Genomic DNA, 15,647 nt, shown 5'->3' on the forward strand with positions numbered 1-15,647 from the left:
TTTATTTCACGCTAAAGGTGTAGTGTCCTTTCGTTTTATGCCCGTCCACCGAAACAACATGCCAGTTAACGGTGTAGGTTCCGGGTTTCAGCGAATCGGCCAGTGGAACAATCAGTTGCTTTGGGTCCTGCTCATTTCGCTTCGCCGGTAATGTTTTAATATTTTCGTTTTTTGGCCCCGTGATTTTTGCACCACTGAATCCTGTTTCAACGCCTTCCGAGAAGTTTAAAGTGATTGCCTGCGGGGCAGCTGTCAGTTGCGCATTTGCTGCAGGATACTGATGCATTAAATGCGCATGTGCCCAGACGGAAGGTGTCACCAACGAAGTGGTCAGGATTGCCAGCGCGTAGCGAAGGGAGCGTGCAGTTGAAGCCATATTATCTATTCCTTTTTGTAATAACTTTTTTACAGAGCATAACCTTGTCTAATGTCTGAGTCGAGGATCATCAATTCCGGCTTGCCATCCAGGCTCACTCTTAGTAACTTTTGCCCGCGAATGATGAGGAGATTAAGAATGCTGAAGAATCTGGCTAAACTGGATCAAACAGAAATGGATAAAGTGAATGTCGATTTGGCGGCGGCAGGGGTTGCATTTAAAGAACGCTACAATATGCCGGTGATCGCTGAAGCGGTTGAACGTGAACAGCCTGAACATTTGCGCAGCTGGTTTCGCGAGCGGCTTATCGCCCACCGTTTGGCTTCGGTCAATCTGTCACGTTTACCTTACGAGCCCAAACTTAAATAAAACTTATACATAGTTACACTTTCTTACATAACGCCTGCTAAATTATGAGTATTTTCTAAACCGCACCCATAATTTGCAGTCATTTTGAAAAGGAAGTCATTATGTCGTTCTGGAAAGTTGCAGCAGCGCAATATGAGCCTCGTAAAACCTCACTCACCGAACAGGTAGCTCATCATCTGGAGTTTGTGAGGGCCGCCGCCAGGCAACAATGTCAGCTGTTAGTTTTTCCATCGCTTTCTTTACTGGGGTGTGATTATTCGCGACGTGCCCTTCCTGCCCCCCCCGATCTCTCGCTATTAGACCCGCTTTGTTATGCTGCAACGACCTGGCGAATGACTATCATTGCCGGCCTTCCCGTTGAATATAACGATCGCTTTATTCGTGGAATTGCGGTGTTCGCACCGTGGCGAAAAACGCCAGGGATCTACCATCAGAGTTATGGTGCATGTCTGGGCCGTCGTTCCAGAACCATCACGGTGGTCGATGAACAACCGGAAGGTATGGATATGGACCCGACCTGTTCACTGTTTACGACAGGGCAATGTCTGGGAGAACCCGACCTGCTGGCGTCGGCCCGTCGCTTACAATTTTTTTCACATCAGTACTCGATTGCTGTGCTGATGGCAAATGCCCGTGGTAACAGTGCACTATGGGATGAACATGGTCGTCTCATCGTTCGCGCCGATCGTGGTTCATTATTGTTAGTCGGTCAGCGTTCATCACAGGGTTGGCAAGGCGATATCATTCCATTACGCTAGGCTTTTTCGGCCTGGAGCATGCCATGTTGCGCATTATCGATACAGAAACCTGCGGTTTGCAGGGAGGGATCGTTGAGATTGCCTCTGTTGATGTCATTGACGGAAAAATCGTCAACCCCATGAGCCACCTGGTGCGCCCCGATCGTCCTATTAGTCCACAAGCGATGGCGATTCATCGCATCACCGAAGCCATGGTCGCCGATAAACCGTGGATTGAAGATGTGATCCCGCACTATTACGGTAGTGAATGGTATGTCGCGCACAACGCCAGCTTTGACCGCCGCGTACTGCCTGAGATGCCCGGTGAGTGGATTTGCACTATGAAACTGGCCCGTCGTTTGTGGCCAGGGATCAAGTATAGCAATATGGCGTTATATAAAACACGGAAGCTCAATGTACAGACGCCGCCGGGCCTGCATCATCACCGCGCGTTGTATGACTGTTATATCACCGCTGCGTTGCTTATCGATATTATGAACACCTCCGGCTGGACGGCAGAACAGATGGCCGATATCACCGGACGTCCGTCGTTGATGACGACCTTCACCTTTGGCAAATACCGTGGCAAAGCGGTTTCCGACGTTGCCGAACGCGATCCGGGCTATCTGCGCTGGTTGTTTAATAACCTGGACAGCATGAGCCCGGAGCTGCGTTTAACACTGAAACATTATCTGGAAAATACTTAATCCTCAGGCGTAGCGGGTAATGTTCCCTGCGCCAGCGCGACCAGAAAAGCATATTCCATCGCTACGCCTTCGTACGATTTAAAGCGGCCAGATTTACCGCCATGGCCTGAGTCCATGTCGGTACAGAGCAATAAAAGATGGTTATCGGTTTTCAGCTCGCGCAATTTAGCCACCCATTTTGCCGGTTCCCAATATTGCACCTGAGAATCGTGTAAACCGGTCGTTACCAGTAAATGCGGATAAGCCTGTGCGGTGACGTTGTCATACGGGCTGTAGCTTTTCATGTACTCGTAATATTGCGGATCCTGCGGATTCCCCCACTCTTCAAACTCACCAGTGGTAAGAGGAATTGATTCATCAAGCATCGTTGTTACAACATCAACAAACGGTACCTGGGCGATAACGCCGTGGAATAATTCCGGGCGTTGATTAATTGCAACGCCCATCAACATGCCCCCGGCACTCCCGCCCATCGCATAACAGAGCGAAGGTGATCCATAGCCCAGTTTTAACAATGCATCGCAGGCATCAAGATAATCATTAAACGTATTTTTCTTCTTCAGGAATTTTCCGTCTTCGTACCATTGTTGACCCAGCTCACCACCGCCGCGAACATGGACAATGGCGTAGACAAAGCCACGATCTAACAAACTCAAGCGGCTAAAACTGAAATCGGCATCAATACTTGCGCCGTAAGAACCGTAGCCATACACCAGCAGCGGGTTGTGTCCTTTGCGAAAATGTTTGCGATGGTAGACCAACGAAACCGGAACTTCGACGCCATCCCGGGCGACTATCCACAGGTGTTCACTGCGGTAATTCGCCGCATCAAAACCAGGAACTTCCGTTTGTTTTAATACACGACGCTCACCGGTATCCATATCCAGTTCAAACAGAGTGTCTGGTGTGGTCATGGAAGAATAACCATAACGCAATCGCGCGGTTTCAGGTTCTGGATTGTAGGCAATCCAGGTCACATAGGCCGGATCATCAAAGGCAATGCCAATGACTTCCCGGGTCTTGCGGTTAATTTGCCGCAAACTGGTTAACCCGCGCTGACGCTCTTCAACCACCAGCCAGTCGGTAAACAGCGTAAACCCTTCCAGCATAATGTTATCACGTGGCGGAATTAACTCTTCCCACTGTTGCTCATCACGCATACGGGTACGGTATAAGCCAAAGTTTTTGCCGTGGCGGTTGGAACGCAGATAAAAACGATGCTGGTAGTGATCAAGGCTGTATTCGTGATCTTTGCGGCGCGGCAGAAAAACAAACGGCTCGGCATCGGCCAATTCCGCGTCCAGCAGGCGAACTTCACTGGTGGTGGCGCTGGCCAGATGAATGACTACATAGTGCTTCGAGGTCGTTTTATGCAGGCTGACGTAATAGGTATCGTCTTTTTCTTCGTAGATCAGTGTATCTTGCGATGCTGGCGTACCGATGGCGTGACGCCAGACCTGATAAGGCAGCAGCGTAACTGGATGCTTGCGTACATAGTAGAAAGTCCAGGAGTCATTTGCCCAGACAAAGCTGGGTTCAACGTTATCCAGCAGTTCCGGGTACCAGTTACCAGTTTCCAGATTACGAAAACGAATGCCGTACTGGCGTCGGGAAAGAAAATCTTCTGCCAGCGCCATAATGGTGTTATCGGGCGTAATCGCCATTCCGCCCATCGAATAAAACTCACTGTGCGCCGCGCGCTTATTGGCATCGAGCAATGTTTCCCACTCATCCCACTCTTCACTGAATGCCGATTGACGCTGGTAGATAGCATATTCACAGCCTGGTTCATAAATCTGCCGATAGCGGTAGCCATTTTTTATGTAGGGCGCAGAAACTTCTCTTTGCGGAATGCGGTCGATGATTTCCTTTAAGATGCGATCCTGCAAGGCTTGTTGCGAGGCCATCACCCGATGACCGTAACTATTTTCTTGCTGCAGGTAGTCCAGGACTTTCGGCTGAGAACGCGTATCGTCCCGCAGCCAGTAGTAATTATCGATGCGCGTATCGCCATGAAGCGTCATGGCGTGGGGAATGCGGGCGGCTTTTGGTAGCATGTTATTGTTCTTTCTGGTTGAAACATCTTATAAGGGTGGCAAAACTCACCGGGGATGCAAGCGAAACAGGGTAGTCATTGCTTAGATGATGACAGGTAATGGCGCGGATATCGAATGTTATGCAGACAGAGAAAATCAGCCTGCTCAAATGGCCGTGCGGTTCTGGATAGCCCGAAATCGTCAACTTCAGGCTATCCAGAGCGGAATTATTCCGCCAAAGTGCGTTTTTGTTGTTCGAGATCGCGTTCAATGCCTTCACGAACGTCCTGGGGAATTTTCAGCGCGTCACCCAGTGCATTCAGGTAACTGCGTTCCATAAAATGGTCAATATCAATAGCCGCGCAGCTCAGGAAATAGATTTCCAGCGCCTCTTCTTCATTGCGGACCCCGGTAGCCAGGCGTTGTGGATCCAGCGGTTGTTCGATTGCCTGCTCAATGAGTACACGCCCCTGCTCTTCCACGCCGGCTTCACGCAATTGCTGGTCGATTGCCGCACGTTCTCTGGCATCAATATGACCATCACTTTTAGCGGCAAAGACCAGCGCAAGGATCAAACGTTCCGTACGCTCATCCAGCGGCGTACTTTGCGCGCCAAACTGCGGTTCGTCCTGATGCGCCGCGCGAATTTTATCTTTGTATTTATTCCACAGCACCGTACCCGCGACCGCTCCGCCGCCAACCAGTAACGCGTTGGTGCCATATTTCGTAAGAAGTTTCCGTGCTGATTTATTTGCGACCAGCAGCCCAGCCAGTCCGCCTAATGCGCCTGGCACTAAAAGTTTGCCCAATCCCTGATCCGCAGACGAGGAGGTAGAAGAACGGCTTTGCCCAAGCAGGGATTGCAGTTGATTTAACCAGTTAGCCATATTTGCTCCTCAATAACCATTTTTAGTGCCTGTAGCATAGCGGATGAGGATGTCAGAAAATGTATATCGAGACAAAAGATGCGCAAATAAGCGAGTCGGTAGGCCGTTATTCAAAGAAATTCGCGCCAGGTAAGGTGTTCACTGTATATCAGGTGATAAGGGTATTTTAGGTGAAAGTAGTTTGACGTTTTGAGTAGCACTGTTTGATGCTGATTGCCCGATGCGACGCTGTTGCGTCTTCTCAGGCCTACGATTGTGGGGCGGACAAGGCATTCGCGCCGCATCCGCCAACGGTCAATCGAATTATCAGAAGCCATTAACGCCGCTGATATTCCGCCATTCCCGCTTTGCAGTCCACGCTGACCTGGTAATGAATATCGGCACTTTTACCACGCACGGTTAGCGGTACTGACCATTTATCATCTTTCCCCTGAATGTCCTGCAAACTGACCCATGCCACGGGGTCGGCCTGACCGACAATTTTTTGATCATCAGCCCAGCGCGCCACGCGATTTTGTTGGTAATCACGTTTTACGCTCGCGGCAATTCCGGCAGCATCCAGACCTTCACACTTTGGGAAAGTGACCGACTTGCTGGTTTCATTATTGGCAGCGAAAACTGATGCGCAGGCAGAAACCAACAACAGCCCTAAAAACGCCCCTCTTTTTTTCATGTTTTTCTCCATAGCACAATGATTCAGGAGAAAGCATGGTACAAATTGTCAGGAGCGCAAGTTGCTTCAGGCCGCGTGTGAGGCATCTTCCTCTTCGGATTCAGCACCGACGACCTGTGGGGACGGTAATTTGCCGGTTTTCAGAATGGTGCTCAGCACATCTTTTTGTTCTGCCAGCCATAGCGAAAGGGCTTCACGTTGCTCGTCTTCCATTTGCACTGGAGAATTTGTCAGCCAGGTGTCAAGCAGATCCGCCGTATCAAGCATTTTGTCATAAGCATCGGCTTCCTTTTTGCTGGTAAACGACATTTTCTCTTCGCCCTCACGAATGACTACGTATTTAACTTCAACCGCCATTTGCAGCCTCTCATAATAACTGTGATTTTATACAGTATATTTCTTCTCGGTTGGGAAATCAACATCAACAATAAAGACACGCGCAAACGTTTTCGTTTATACTGCGCGCGGAATTAATCAGGGGATATTCGTTATGACGTTATTAGGCACTGCGCTGCGTCCGGCAGCAACTCGCGTGATGTTATTAGGCTCCGGTGAACTGGGTAAAGAAGTGGCAATCGAGTGTCAGCGTCTCGGCGTAGAGGTGATTGCCGTCGATCGCTATGCCGACGCGCCAGCTATGCATGTCGCGCATCGCTCCCATGTCATTAATATGCTTGATGGTGATGCATTACGCCGTGTGGTTGAACTGGAAAAACCACATTATATCGTGCCGGAGATCGAAGCTATTGCCACCGATATGCTGATCCAACTTGAAGAGGAAGGACTGAATGTTGTCCCCTGCGCGCGCGCAACGAAATTAACGATGAATCGCGAGGGTATCCGTCGCCTGGCGGCAGAAGAGCTGCAGCTGCCCACTTCCACTTATCGTTTTGCCGATAGCGAAAACCTTTTCCGCGAGGCGGTTGCTGACATCGGCTATCCCTGCATTGTTAAACCGGTGATGAGTTCCTCCGGCAAGGGGCAGACGTTTATTCGTTCTGCAGAGCAACTTGCTCAGGCATGGGAGTACGCTCAGCAAGGCGGTCGCGCCGGAGCGGGCCGTGTAATTGTTGAAGGCGTCGTTAAGTTTGATTTCGAAATTACCCTGCTAACCGTCAGCGCGGTGGATGGCGTCCATTTCTGTGCACCGGTAGGTCATCGCCAGGAAGATGGCGACTATCGTGAATCCTGGCAACCACAACAAATGAGCCCGCTTGCCCTTGAACGTGCGCAGGAGATTGCCCGTAAAGTGGTGCTGGCACTGGGCGGTTATGGGCTGTTTGGTGTCGAGCTGTTTGTCTGTGGTGATGAGGTGATTTTCAGTGAAGTCTCCCCTCGCCCGCATGACACCGGGATGGTGACGCTAATTTCTCAGGATCTCTCGGAGTTTGCCCTGCATGTACGTGCCTTCCTCGGACTTCCGGTTGGCGGGATCCGCCAGTATGGTCCTGCTGCTTCTGCCGTTATCCTGCCGCAACTGACCAGTCAGAATGTCACGTTTGATAATGTGCAGAATGCCGTAGGCGCAGATTTACAGATTCGTTTATTTGGTAAGCCGGAAATTGATGGCAGCCGTCGTCTGGGGGTAGCACTGGCTACTGCAGAGAGTGTTGTTGACGCCATTGAACGCGCGAAGCACGCCGCCGGACAGGTAAAAGTACAGGGTTAAACCCGGCAAAAAACCGCTACAAAAATGCCCGATCCTTGATCGGGCATTTTGACTTTTACAGCTTAGCGCCTTCTACAGCTTCACGCGCCAGCTTAGTAATGCGGTCGTAATCGCCCGCTTCCAGCGCATCTGCCGGAACCAGCCAGGAACCACCGATGCACAGCACGCTTTTCAGCGCCAGGTAGTCACGGTAGTTAGCCGGAGAAATACCACCTGTCGGGCAGAAACGGACCTGGGAGAACGGACCCGCGATCGCCTGCAGGGCTTTCACACCGCCGTTAGCTTCAGCCGGGAAGAATTTGAACTCTTTCAAACCGTAGTCCATACCCAGCATCAGTTCGGAAACAGTGCTGATCCCCGGAATCAGAGGAATAGTCCCTTCGGTAGCAGCTTTCAGCAGCGGCTCGGTCAGACCCGGGCTAATTGCAAACTGTGCACCCGCTTCTGTGACTTCTGCCAGCTGCTGTGGATTCAGCACCGTACCGGCACCCACAATCGCTTCAGGCACTTCTTTGGCGATAGCTCGGATAGCGTCAACTGCGCACTCGGTACGCAGAGTCACTTCCAGAACGCGCACCCCACCAGCAACCAACGCTTTTGCCATCGGCACCGCGTGTTCCAGTTTTTTTACCACGATAACCGGTACAACCGGGCCGGTGGTCAGGATTGATTCTGCACTTGTTTTCCAGTTTTTCATCAGAGTTTTCTCTCGCCTGATTACAAATTTGTCGTCTTAAAAAGTGATACAGGTTGCGCCCTGTTCGGCACCGGACAGTTTTTCACGCAAGGCGCTGAATAATTCACGTCCTGTTCCCACGCGTGACGCGCTCAGGTCAGGAATGTGCGGTTCGCGAGCAGCCAGTTCCGCTTCGTCTACCAGCAGCGTCAGTTCGCCTGTCTGTCCATTCACACGAATGATGTCCCCGTCGCGCACTTTTGCCAGCAGCCCGCCATCGTAGGCCTCTGGTGTTACGTGGATAGCTGACGGCACTTTACCTGAAGCGCCGGAGAGTCGTCCATCGGTAACTAACGCAATTTTGAAACACCGGTCCAATAATACACCAAGTGGCGGCATGAGTTTATGTAATTCTGGCATTCCGTTCGCTTTTGGCCCCTGATGACGGACAACAACGACACAATCGCGGTCCAGCAAACCCGCTTCAAAGGCCGGCATAACGTCATGCTGGCTTTCAAAAACAACCGCTGGCGCTTCAATCACCTGGTTCTCTACCGGCACGGCAGAGGTTTTCATAACCGCACGGCCCAGGTTACCGCTTAACACTTTTGTCCCACCATGATGAGAGAAAGGTTGTTCGAAGGAAGCGATCACATTGCTGTCGAGTGATTTTTCCGCCCCTTCCCGCCAGTCCAGTTCACCATTATTCAGCCATGGTTCAAGGGTATAACGAGACAGACCAAAGCCTGCCACCGTATTGACATCTTCATGCAGCAGGCCTGCTTTGAGCAGTTCACGCACCAGAACCGGTACGCCACCTGCCGCCTGGAAGTGGTTAATATCAGCCGGACCGTTCGGGTAGAGACGTGCCATCAGCGGTACAACATCAGAAAGGTCAGAGAAGTCATCCCAGTTAATCTGAATACCGGCCGCGCGTGCCATCGCCACCAGGTGCATGGTGTGGTTAGTGGAACCACCGGTCGCCAGCAGTGCAACGATACCGTTCACCACCACTTTCTCATCTATCATCTTACCGATCGGCATCCATTCATTACCATTACCGGTCATGCGTGTAACCTGGCGCGCAGCGGCTGCGGTCAAAGCATCGCGCAGCGGAGAATCCGGATGAACAAATGAAGAGCCTGGCAACTGCATCCCCATAAACTCCACCACCATCTGGTTGGTGTTGGCAGTACCGTAGAAAGTACATGTTCCCGGCGCATGATAAGATGCGGCTTCTGACTCCAGTAGTGCCATGCGGTCCACTTTACCTTCGGCATAAAGCTGACGAATACGCACTTTTTCTTTATTTGGCAAACCGCTTGCCATCGGTCCAGACGGCACAAACACCGCGGGCAAATGCCCAAACGACAGGGCTGCCATAGTCAGACCCGGAACAATCTTGTCGCACACACCGAGGAACAGCGCACCATCAAACATGTTATGGGACAGCCCCACCGCCGCAGACATCGCAATCACTTCGCGGCTTAACAGCGACAATTCCATTCCATCCTGCCCCTGGGTGACACCATCACACATCGCCGGAACACCGCCCGCAACCTGACCAACCGCATTTGCTTCATGCAGGGCTTTACGAATGATTTCTGGATAGTGTTCATAAGGCTGGTGCGCGGAGAGCATGTCGTTATAGGAGGTGATGATGGCGATATTGTTACGCAACATGCTTTTCAAAGAGGCTTTGTCTTCTGGCTGGCAGGCAGCGAAACCGTGTGCCAGGTTACCGCATGCCAACTGCGAACGATGAACGGTCGAAGTTTTCGCTTGTTCTATCCGGGCGAGATAAGCAGAGCGAGTCTCGCGCGAACGTTCAATGATTCGATTTGTTACGCGTAACAATTGTGGGTTCATAAAGGCTCCTGAAATTGAGTTGTCAGAGCAGGATGATTCACAACGCGTTTCATTCAGAGGATTTATGACTGAAACGCCTGTAACCGGAGCTCATAGGGCAAAAACGTTTCAGTCAGTGTAATAAAAAAAGCCTCGTGGGTGAATCCGCACGAGGCCTGAAAGTGTAAAAATTGTTCTACAATCTGTGCAAGATCATGTTACCGGTAAAATAACCATAAAGGATGAGCGCAGATATTACTCAAACTCATTCCAGGAACGACCATCCCGGGTAATCATCGCCACTGAGGCAACGGGTCCCCAGGTTCCGGCCTGATACGGTTTCGGCGCATCATTGTCCATCGCCCACGCCTCAGTAATGGAGTCTACCCATTTCCAGGCTTCTTCCACTTCATCACGACGTACAAACAGTGCCTGAATACCACGCATGGTTTCCAGCAGCAGACGTTCATAGGCATCTGCCAGATGCGTTTGATTAAAGGTTTCTGAATAGCTCAGATCCAGCTTGGTGATTTGCAGGTTATGTTTATGGTCAAGGCCAGGAACTTTATTTAGTACCTGGATATCCACGCCTTCATCAGGTTGCAGACGGATAGTCAGTTTATTCTGCGGCAGATCCTGCCACGACTCTTTAAACAGATTCAGTTCAGGTGTTTTGAAATAGACCACGACTTCAGAACATTTGGTCGGCAGACGTTTACCAGTACGCAGGTAGAATGGCACACCGGCCCAGCGCCAGTTATCAATGTCGACGCGGATCGCCACGAAGGTTTCTGTATTGCTGCTCTTGTTCGCGCCCTCTTCTTCCAGATATCCCGGCACTTTTTTGCCCTGGGCGAAGCCCGCAGTATATTGCCCGCGTACGGTTTTTTCGCGCACGTTGGAGCGGTCAATGCGGCGCAGAGACTTCAGTACTTTGACTTTTTCATCGCGGATGCTGTCTGCACTCAGGTCAGACGGCGGAGACATCGCAATCATGCAAAGAATTTGCAGCAGGTGGTTTTGGATCATATCGCGCATCTGACCGGCTTTATCAAAATAGCCCCAGCGCCCTTCGATCCCCACTTCTTCTGCCACGGTAATCTCAACATGATCAATGGTGCGATTGTCCCAGTTATTCACAAACAGGGAGTTAGCAAAACGCAGCGCCAACAGGTTCAGCACTGTTTCTTTACCAAGATAGTGGTCGATACGGTAAACCTGGCACTCCTCGAAGTATTCGCCAACCTGATCGTTGATTTCCTGCGAGGTCGCCAGCGACGTCCCCAGCGGTTTCTCCATGACTACGCGTGCCGGTTTAGCATTCAGTTTTGCCTCACCAAGCCCTTTGCAAATTGCGCCAAAAGTGCTGGGCGGCATGGCAAAGTAGTTAATGGTGATACGATTTTTTTGATCCAGCATCGCGCCGAGACGGCTGAATGCAGCAGTGTCATTGACATCAAGATTACAAAAATCCAGACGTGCACTCAGGGTGTCCCATAAACCTTCATCAATCGTTTCTTTCATGAAAGTTTCGAGCGCCTCGCGGACAACTTTGGTATAAGCCGCTTTATCCCAGTCAGCACGCCCTACGCCGATAATCCGGGTGTCCGGGTTGAGCTGACCGGCTTTTTCCAGTTGATACAGGGAAGGCAGCAATTTACGACGCGCAAGGTCGCCTTTCGCGCCGAAAATGACCAGGTCACAGGCCTGGGCTGTTTGCGTTACCGCCATGTCATTCTCCTTAAGTTAACTAACCCGGTACTTAAGCCAGGGTATACTTGTAATTTTCTTACGGTGCACTGTACTGCTTTTACGAGCTTGCGAAAACTGTAAACGCTTATCCACCCGTGCGATTACGGTAAAAGCGCGCAAAGTGCGGCAAAACTGATAAAAAAATCATCGTTTTCCATTGGGTAAAAATCTGACACTGATCATGTTATGAAAAAAAATAACAACTTTTTTATCTGCTTTTGTCATTAACACAGCACACAGGCGTAATATCTGGCAAAACTGCATTTCGATTTCTTTCAGTGCGGAAATCGTCATTACCCGTGAGTCTCTTTACATCATGAATATGCTGGAAAAAATCCAGTCTCAGCTGGAACATTTGAGCAAATCAGAGCGCAAAGTTGCCGAGGTCATTCTGGCTTCGCCCGATAACGCGATCCATTCGAGTATTGCTGCTCTGGCGCTGGAAGCCAATGTTAGCGAACCGACGGTGAATCGTTTCTGTCGCAGCATGGACACGCGCGGTTTTCCTGATTTTAAACTTCATCTGGCACAAAGTCTGGCGAATGGCACTCCCTATGTTAATCGCAACGTCAATGAAGATGACAGCGTTGAATCATACACGGGGAAAATATTTGAGTCCGCAATGGCAACGCTCGATCATGTCCGTCATTCACTGGATAAATCTGCCATCAACCGCGCCGTCGACTTGCTCACTCAGGCAAAAAAAATCGCCTTTTTCGGATTAGGCTCTTCAGCCGCCGTTGCCCACGATGCGATGAATAAGTTCTTTCGTTTTAATGTTCCGGTGGTGTACTCCGATGATATTGTGCTGCAACGCATGAGTTGTATGAATTGTAGCGACGGAGACGTGGTGGTGCTGATTTCTCACACGGGAAGAACAAAAAATCTGGTCGAGCTGGCGCAGCTGGCACGCGAAAACGACGCCATGGTGATTGCCCTCACCTCTGCGGGTACCCCGCTCGCCCGGGAAGCAACGCTGGCTATTACCCTCGACGTACCGGAAGATACTGACATTTATATGCCCATGGTTTCTCGACTTGCACAGCTGACCGTGATAGATGTGCTGGCGACAGGATTTACTTTGCGGCGCGGTGCAAAATTCAGAGATAACTTGAAGCGGGTCAAGGAAGCGCTGAAGGAATCGCGTTTTGATAAGCAGTTACTTAATTTAAGTGACGATCGCTAAAAACGACTGTCACTGTCCTAATCTTATACGACATCCGAATGAGATTAATTTATCGCCATCGCGGCGTTATTTCATTCGGATTTCATGTTCAAGCAACACCTGGTTGTTTCAGTCAACGGAGTATTACATGTCCAGAAGGCTTCGCAGAACTAAAATCGTTACCACGTTAGGCCCGGCAACAGATCGCGATAATAACCTTGAAAAAGTTATCGCGGCGGGTGCCAACGTTGTACGTATGAATTTTTCTCACGGCTCGCCTGAAGATCACAAAATGCGCGCGGATAAAGTTCGTGAGATTGCCGCAAAACTGGGGCGTCATGTGGCTATTCTGGGTGACCTCCAGGGGCCCAAAATCCGTGTATCCACCTTTAAAGAAGGCAAAGTTTTCCTCAATATTGGGGATAAATTCCTGCTCGACGCCAACCTGGGTAAAGGTGAAGGCGACAAAGAAAAAGTCGGTATCGACTACAAAGGCCTGCCTGCTGACGTTGTGCCTGGTGACATCCTGCTGCTGGACGATGGTCGCGTCCAGTTAAAAGTACTGGAAGTCCAGGGCATGAAAGTGTTCACCGAAGTGACCGTCGGTGGTCCCCTCTCCAACAATAAAGGTATCAACAAACTTGGCGGCGGTTTGTCGGCTGAAGCGCTGACCGAAAAAGACAAAGCAGACATTAAGACTGCGGCGTTAATTGGCGTAGATTACCTGGCTGTCTCCTTCCCACGCTGCGGCGAAGATCTGAACTATGCCCGTCGCCTGGCACGCGATGCAGGATGTGATGCGAAAATTGTTGCCAAGGTTGAACGTGCGGAAGCCGTATGCAGCCAGGATGCAATGGATGACATCATCCTCGCCTCTGACGTGGTAATGGTTGCTCGCGGCGACCTCGGTGTGGAAATTGGCGATCCGGAACTGGTCGGCATTCAGAAGGCGTTGATCCGTCGTGCACGTCAGCTTAACCGCGCAGTAATCACTGCGACCCAGATGATGGAGTCAATGATTACTAACCCGATGCCGACGCGTGCAGAAGTCATGGACGTAGCAAACGCCGTTCTGGATGGTACTGACGCTGTGATGCTTTCTGCAGAAACTGCTGCTGGTCAGTATCCTTCAGAAACTGTTGCAGCCATGGCGCGCGTTTGCCTGGGTGCGGAAAAAATCCCGAGCATCAACGTTTCTAAACACCGTCTGGACGTTCAGTTCGACAATGTGGAAGAAGCTATCGCCATGTCAGCAATGTACGCGGCTAACCACCTGAAAGGCGTTACGGCGATCATCACCATGACCGAATCGGGTCGTACGGCGCTGATGACCTCCCGTATCAGCTCTGGTCTGCCAATTTTCGCCATGTCACGCCATGAACGTACGCTGAACCTGACTGCTCTCTATCGCGGCGTTACGCCGGTGCACTTTGATAGCGCTAATGACGGCGTAGCAGCTGCCAGCGAAGCGGTTAATCTGCTGCGCGATAAAGGTTACTTGATGTCTGGTGACCTGGTGATTGTCACCCAGGGCGACGTGATGAGTACCGTGGGTTCTACTAATACCACGCGTATTTTAACGGTAGAGTAAGTACGTTGCCGGATGCGGCGAAAACGCCTCATCCGGCCTACAGTTCAATGATAGTTCAACAGATTTCGAATCTTCTGAAGCAAACTTGAACTTATCACACGGCGGAAGCCTATCCTCGCGAGAGGCTTTTTTTATTTGATGGGATAAAGATCTTTGCGCTTATACGGTTGGATTTCGCCCGGTTTGCGAGTTTTCAGCAATTTTAATATCCAGGTGTATTGTTCTGGTCGCGGACCAACAAAAATCTCGACTTCTTCATTCATCCGCCGCGCAATCGTATGGTCATCCGCCTCTAACAGATCATCCATCGGTGGGCGCACCTGAATCGTCAGGCGATGCGTCTTGCCATCATAAATCGGAAACAGCGGTACAACGCGCGCACGGCACACTTTCATCAAACGACCAATCGCGGGCAACGTCGCTTTATAGGTGGCAAAGAAATCAACAAATTCGCTGTGCTCTGGGCCATGATCCTGATCGGGTAAATAATATCCCCAGTACCCCTGACGTACCGACTGGATGAATGGTTTAATACCATCATTTCTCGCATGCAGACGACCACCAAAGCGACGACGCACCGTGTTCCAGACATAATCAAAAACCGGGTTGCCCTGATTATGGAACATCGCTGCCATTTTCTGCCCTTGCGAGGCCATCAGCATGGCAGGAATATCGACGGCCCAACCGTGCGGCACCAGAAAAATCACTTTCTCGTTATTACGCCGCATCTCTTCGATGATCTCCAGCCCTTGCCATTCAACGCGCGGCTGAATTTTCTCCGGCCCGCGTATTGCCAACTCAGCCATCATTGCCATCGCTTGCGGCGCAGTGGCAAACATCTCATCAACAATCGCTTCGCGTTCAGCTTCACTACGTTCTGGAAAGCAGAGCGACAGATTGATTAACGCACGACGGCGTGAGCTTTTTCCCAGTCGTCCGGCAAAACGTCCCAGCCGTGCCAGAATGGGATCACGGAGCTTTGGCGGCGTTAAAGCAATACCCGCCATCGCTGCTACGCCCAGCCATGCTCCCCAGTAGCGCGGGTGGCGAAAGGATTTATCAAACTCAGGAATGTATTCGCTATTATTTTTTTTCGTTTCCATGCTTTTCCAGTTTCGGATAAGGCAAAAATCAATCTGGTGATAGTGTAGCGGCGCAACT

General features: G+C 50.7%; 15 protein-coding genes. 6 read left to right on the plus strand and 9 right to left on the minus strand.

Annotated features, from left to right (window positions below; genetic code table 11):
• Position 1: 1 nt before the first annotated feature.
• Complete coding sequence (gene yobA, locus ACJHWR_RS01610) at positions 2–376, minus strand: CopC domain-containing protein YobA (protein WP_000168737.1); 375 nt, start codon at positions 374–376, stop codon at positions 2–4.
• Positions 377–514: 138 nt separating this feature from the next.
• On the opposite strand from yobA, the gene holE reads away from it, so the two are divergent.
• The 3 genes from holE to exoX all read left to right on the plus strand — a co-directional run bounded on the left by holE (position 515) and on the right by exoX (position 2,189).
• Positions 515–745, plus strand: coding sequence for a DNA polymerase III subunit theta (gene holE / locus ACJHWR_RS01615; RefSeq protein WP_000916763.1), 231 nt, complete (start codon positions 515–517; stop codon positions 743–745).
• Between the two features lie 101 nt (positions 746–846).
• Positions 847–1,503, plus strand: a complete 657-nt coding sequence (gene yobB, locus ACJHWR_RS01620) for a carbon-nitrogen hydrolase family protein YobB (protein ID WP_000011663.1) — start codon at positions 847–849, stop codon at positions 1,501–1,503.
• Positions 1,504–1,526: 23 nt separating this feature from the next.
• Positions 1,527–2,189, plus strand: a complete 663-nt coding sequence (gene exoX / locus ACJHWR_RS01625; protein ID WP_000944256.1) for an exodeoxyribonuclease X — start codon at positions 1,527–1,529, stop codon at positions 2,187–2,189.
• Here the strand turns inward: exoX and ptrB are convergent.
• From ptrB to yebG, 4 genes are all read right to left on the minus strand, one after another.
• Positions 2,186–4,246, minus strand: coding sequence for an oligopeptidase B (ptrB, locus tag ACJHWR_RS01630; RefSeq protein WP_000936982.1), 2,061 nt, complete (start codon positions 4,244–4,246; stop codon positions 2,186–2,188). The genes exoX and ptrB overlap by 4 nt on opposite strands.
• Positions 4,247–4,452: 206 nt before the next feature.
• Positions 4,453–5,112, minus strand: coding sequence for a tellurite resistance TerB family protein (locus tag ACJHWR_RS01635; RefSeq protein ID WP_000024729.1), 660 nt, complete (start codon positions 5,110–5,112; stop codon positions 4,453–4,455).
• Positions 5,113–5,428: 316 nt separating this feature from the next.
• Positions 5,429–5,785: a protein YebF gene (gene yebF, locus ACJHWR_RS01640; RefSeq protein ID WP_001295500.1), complete on the minus strand. Its 357-nt coding sequence runs from the start codon at positions 5,783–5,785 to the stop codon at positions 5,429–5,431.
• Positions 5,786–5,851: 66 nt separating this feature from the next.
• Positions 5,852–6,142 carry a DNA damage-inducible protein YebG gene (yebG, locus tag ACJHWR_RS01645; protein ID WP_000257738.1) on the minus strand — a complete coding sequence of 97 codons (291 nt, stop codon included), beginning with the start codon at positions 6,140–6,142 and terminating at the stop codon, positions 5,852–5,854.
• A 133-nt stretch (positions 6,143–6,275) separates the two neighbouring features.
• Here yebG and purT point away from each other — a divergent pair, with 133 nt between their 5' ends.
• Complete coding sequence (gene purT, locus ACJHWR_RS01650) at positions 6,276–7,454, plus strand: formate-dependent phosphoribosylglycinamide formyltransferase (RefSeq protein WP_000173467.1); 1,179 nt, start codon at positions 6,276–6,278, stop codon at positions 7,452–7,454.
• 55 nt (positions 7,455–7,509) lie between these two features.
• Here purT and kdgA read toward each other — a convergent pair whose 3' ends face one another.
• From kdgA to zwf, 3 genes are all read right to left on the minus strand, one after another.
• A complete protein-coding gene (gene kdgA, locus ACJHWR_RS01655) occupies positions 7,510–8,151 on the minus strand; it encodes a bifunctional 4-hydroxy-2-oxoglutarate aldolase/2-dehydro-3-deoxy-phosphogluconate aldolase (RefSeq protein WP_000800512.1) in 642 nt (213 codons plus the stop codon).
• Between the two features lie 36 nt (positions 8,152–8,187).
• A complete protein-coding gene (edd, locus tag ACJHWR_RS01660) occupies positions 8,188–9,999 on the minus strand; it encodes a phosphogluconate dehydratase (RefSeq protein ID WP_001069467.1) in 1,812 nt (603 codons plus the stop codon).
• Positions 10,000–10,233: 234 nt separating this feature from the next.
• Positions 10,234–11,709: a glucose-6-phosphate dehydrogenase gene (zwf, locus tag ACJHWR_RS01665; protein ID WP_000301727.1), complete on the minus strand. Its 1,476-nt coding sequence runs from the start codon at positions 11,707–11,709 to the stop codon at positions 10,234–10,236.
• A gap of 337 nt (positions 11,710–12,046) precedes the next feature.
• Between zwf and hexR the strand changes: the two genes are divergently transcribed.
• Complete coding sequence (hexR, locus tag ACJHWR_RS01670; RefSeq protein ID WP_001056694.1) at positions 12,047–12,916, plus strand: DNA-binding transcriptional regulator HexR; 870 nt, start codon at positions 12,047–12,049, stop codon at positions 12,914–12,916.
• Positions 12,917–13,043: 127 nt separating this feature from the next.
• Positions 13,044–14,486, plus strand: a complete 1,443-nt coding sequence (gene pyk, locus ACJHWR_RS01675; RefSeq protein ID WP_000091148.1) for a pyruvate kinase — start codon at positions 13,044–13,046, stop codon at positions 14,484–14,486.
• A gap of 131 nt (positions 14,487–14,617) precedes the next feature.
• On the opposite strand, the gene lpxM is transcribed toward pyk, so the two are convergent.
• Entirely contained in the window at positions 14,618–15,589 is a 972-nt protein-coding gene (gene lpxM / locus ACJHWR_RS01680; RefSeq protein WP_012311667.1) for a lauroyl-Kdo(2)-lipid IV(A) myristoyltransferase, read from the minus strand.
• Positions 15,590–15,647 lie beyond the last annotated feature (58 nt).

It is taken from the genome of Escherichia sp. WS568 (genome assembly GCF_046486085.1).
GTDB classification, from domain to species: Bacteria; Pseudomonadota; Gammaproteobacteria; order Enterobacterales; family Enterobacteriaceae; genus Escherichia; species Escherichia coli.

Coding starts and splice junctions, on each gene's coding strand:
- yobA (WP_000168737.1), bottom strand. CDS start 376: ATGGCTTCAACTGCACGCTCCCTTCGCTACGCGCTGGCAATCCTGACC.
- holE (WP_000916763.1), top strand. CDS start 515: ATGCTGAAGAATCTGGCTAAACTGGATCAAACAGAAATGGATAAAGTG.
- yobB (WP_000011663.1), top strand. CDS start 847: ATGTCGTTCTGGAAAGTTGCAGCAGCGCAATATGAGCCTCGTAAAACC.
- exoX (WP_000944256.1), top strand. CDS start 1,527: ATGTTGCGCATTATCGATACAGAAACCTGCGGTTTGCAGGGAGGGATC.
- ptrB (WP_000936982.1), bottom strand. CDS start 4,246: ATGCTACCAAAAGCCGCCCGCATTCCCCACGCCATGACGCTTCATGGC.
- ACJHWR_RS01635 (WP_000024729.1), bottom strand. CDS start 5,112: ATGGCTAACTGGTTAAATCAACTGCAATCCCTGCTTGGGCAAAGCCGT.
- yebF (WP_001295500.1), bottom strand. CDS start 5,785: ATGAAAAAAAGAGGGGCGTTTTTAGGGCTGTTGTTGGTTTCTGCCTGC.
- yebG (WP_000257738.1), bottom strand. CDS start 6,142: ATGGCGGTTGAAGTTAAATACGTAGTCATTCGTGAGGGCGAAGAGAAA.
- purT (WP_000173467.1), top strand. CDS start 6,276: ATGACGTTATTAGGCACTGCGCTGCGTCCGGCAGCAACTCGCGTGATG.
- kdgA (WP_000800512.1), bottom strand. CDS start 8,151: ATGAAAAACTGGAAAACAAGTGCAGAATCAATCCTGACCACCGGCCCG.
- edd (WP_001069467.1), bottom strand. CDS start 9,999: ATGAACCCACAATTGTTACGCGTAACAAATCGAATCATTGAACGTTCG.
- zwf (WP_000301727.1), bottom strand. CDS start 11,709: ATGGCGGTAACGCAAACAGCCCAGGCCTGTGACCTGGTCATTTTCGGC.
- hexR (WP_001056694.1), top strand. CDS start 12,047: ATGAATATGCTGGAAAAAATCCAGTCTCAGCTGGAACATTTGAGCAAA.
- pyk (WP_000091148.1), top strand. CDS start 13,044: ATGTCCAGAAGGCTTCGCAGAACTAAAATCGTTACCACGTTAGGCCCG.
- lpxM (WP_012311667.1), bottom strand. CDS start 15,589: ATGGAAACGAAAAAAAATAATAGCGAATACATTCCTGAGTTTGATAAA.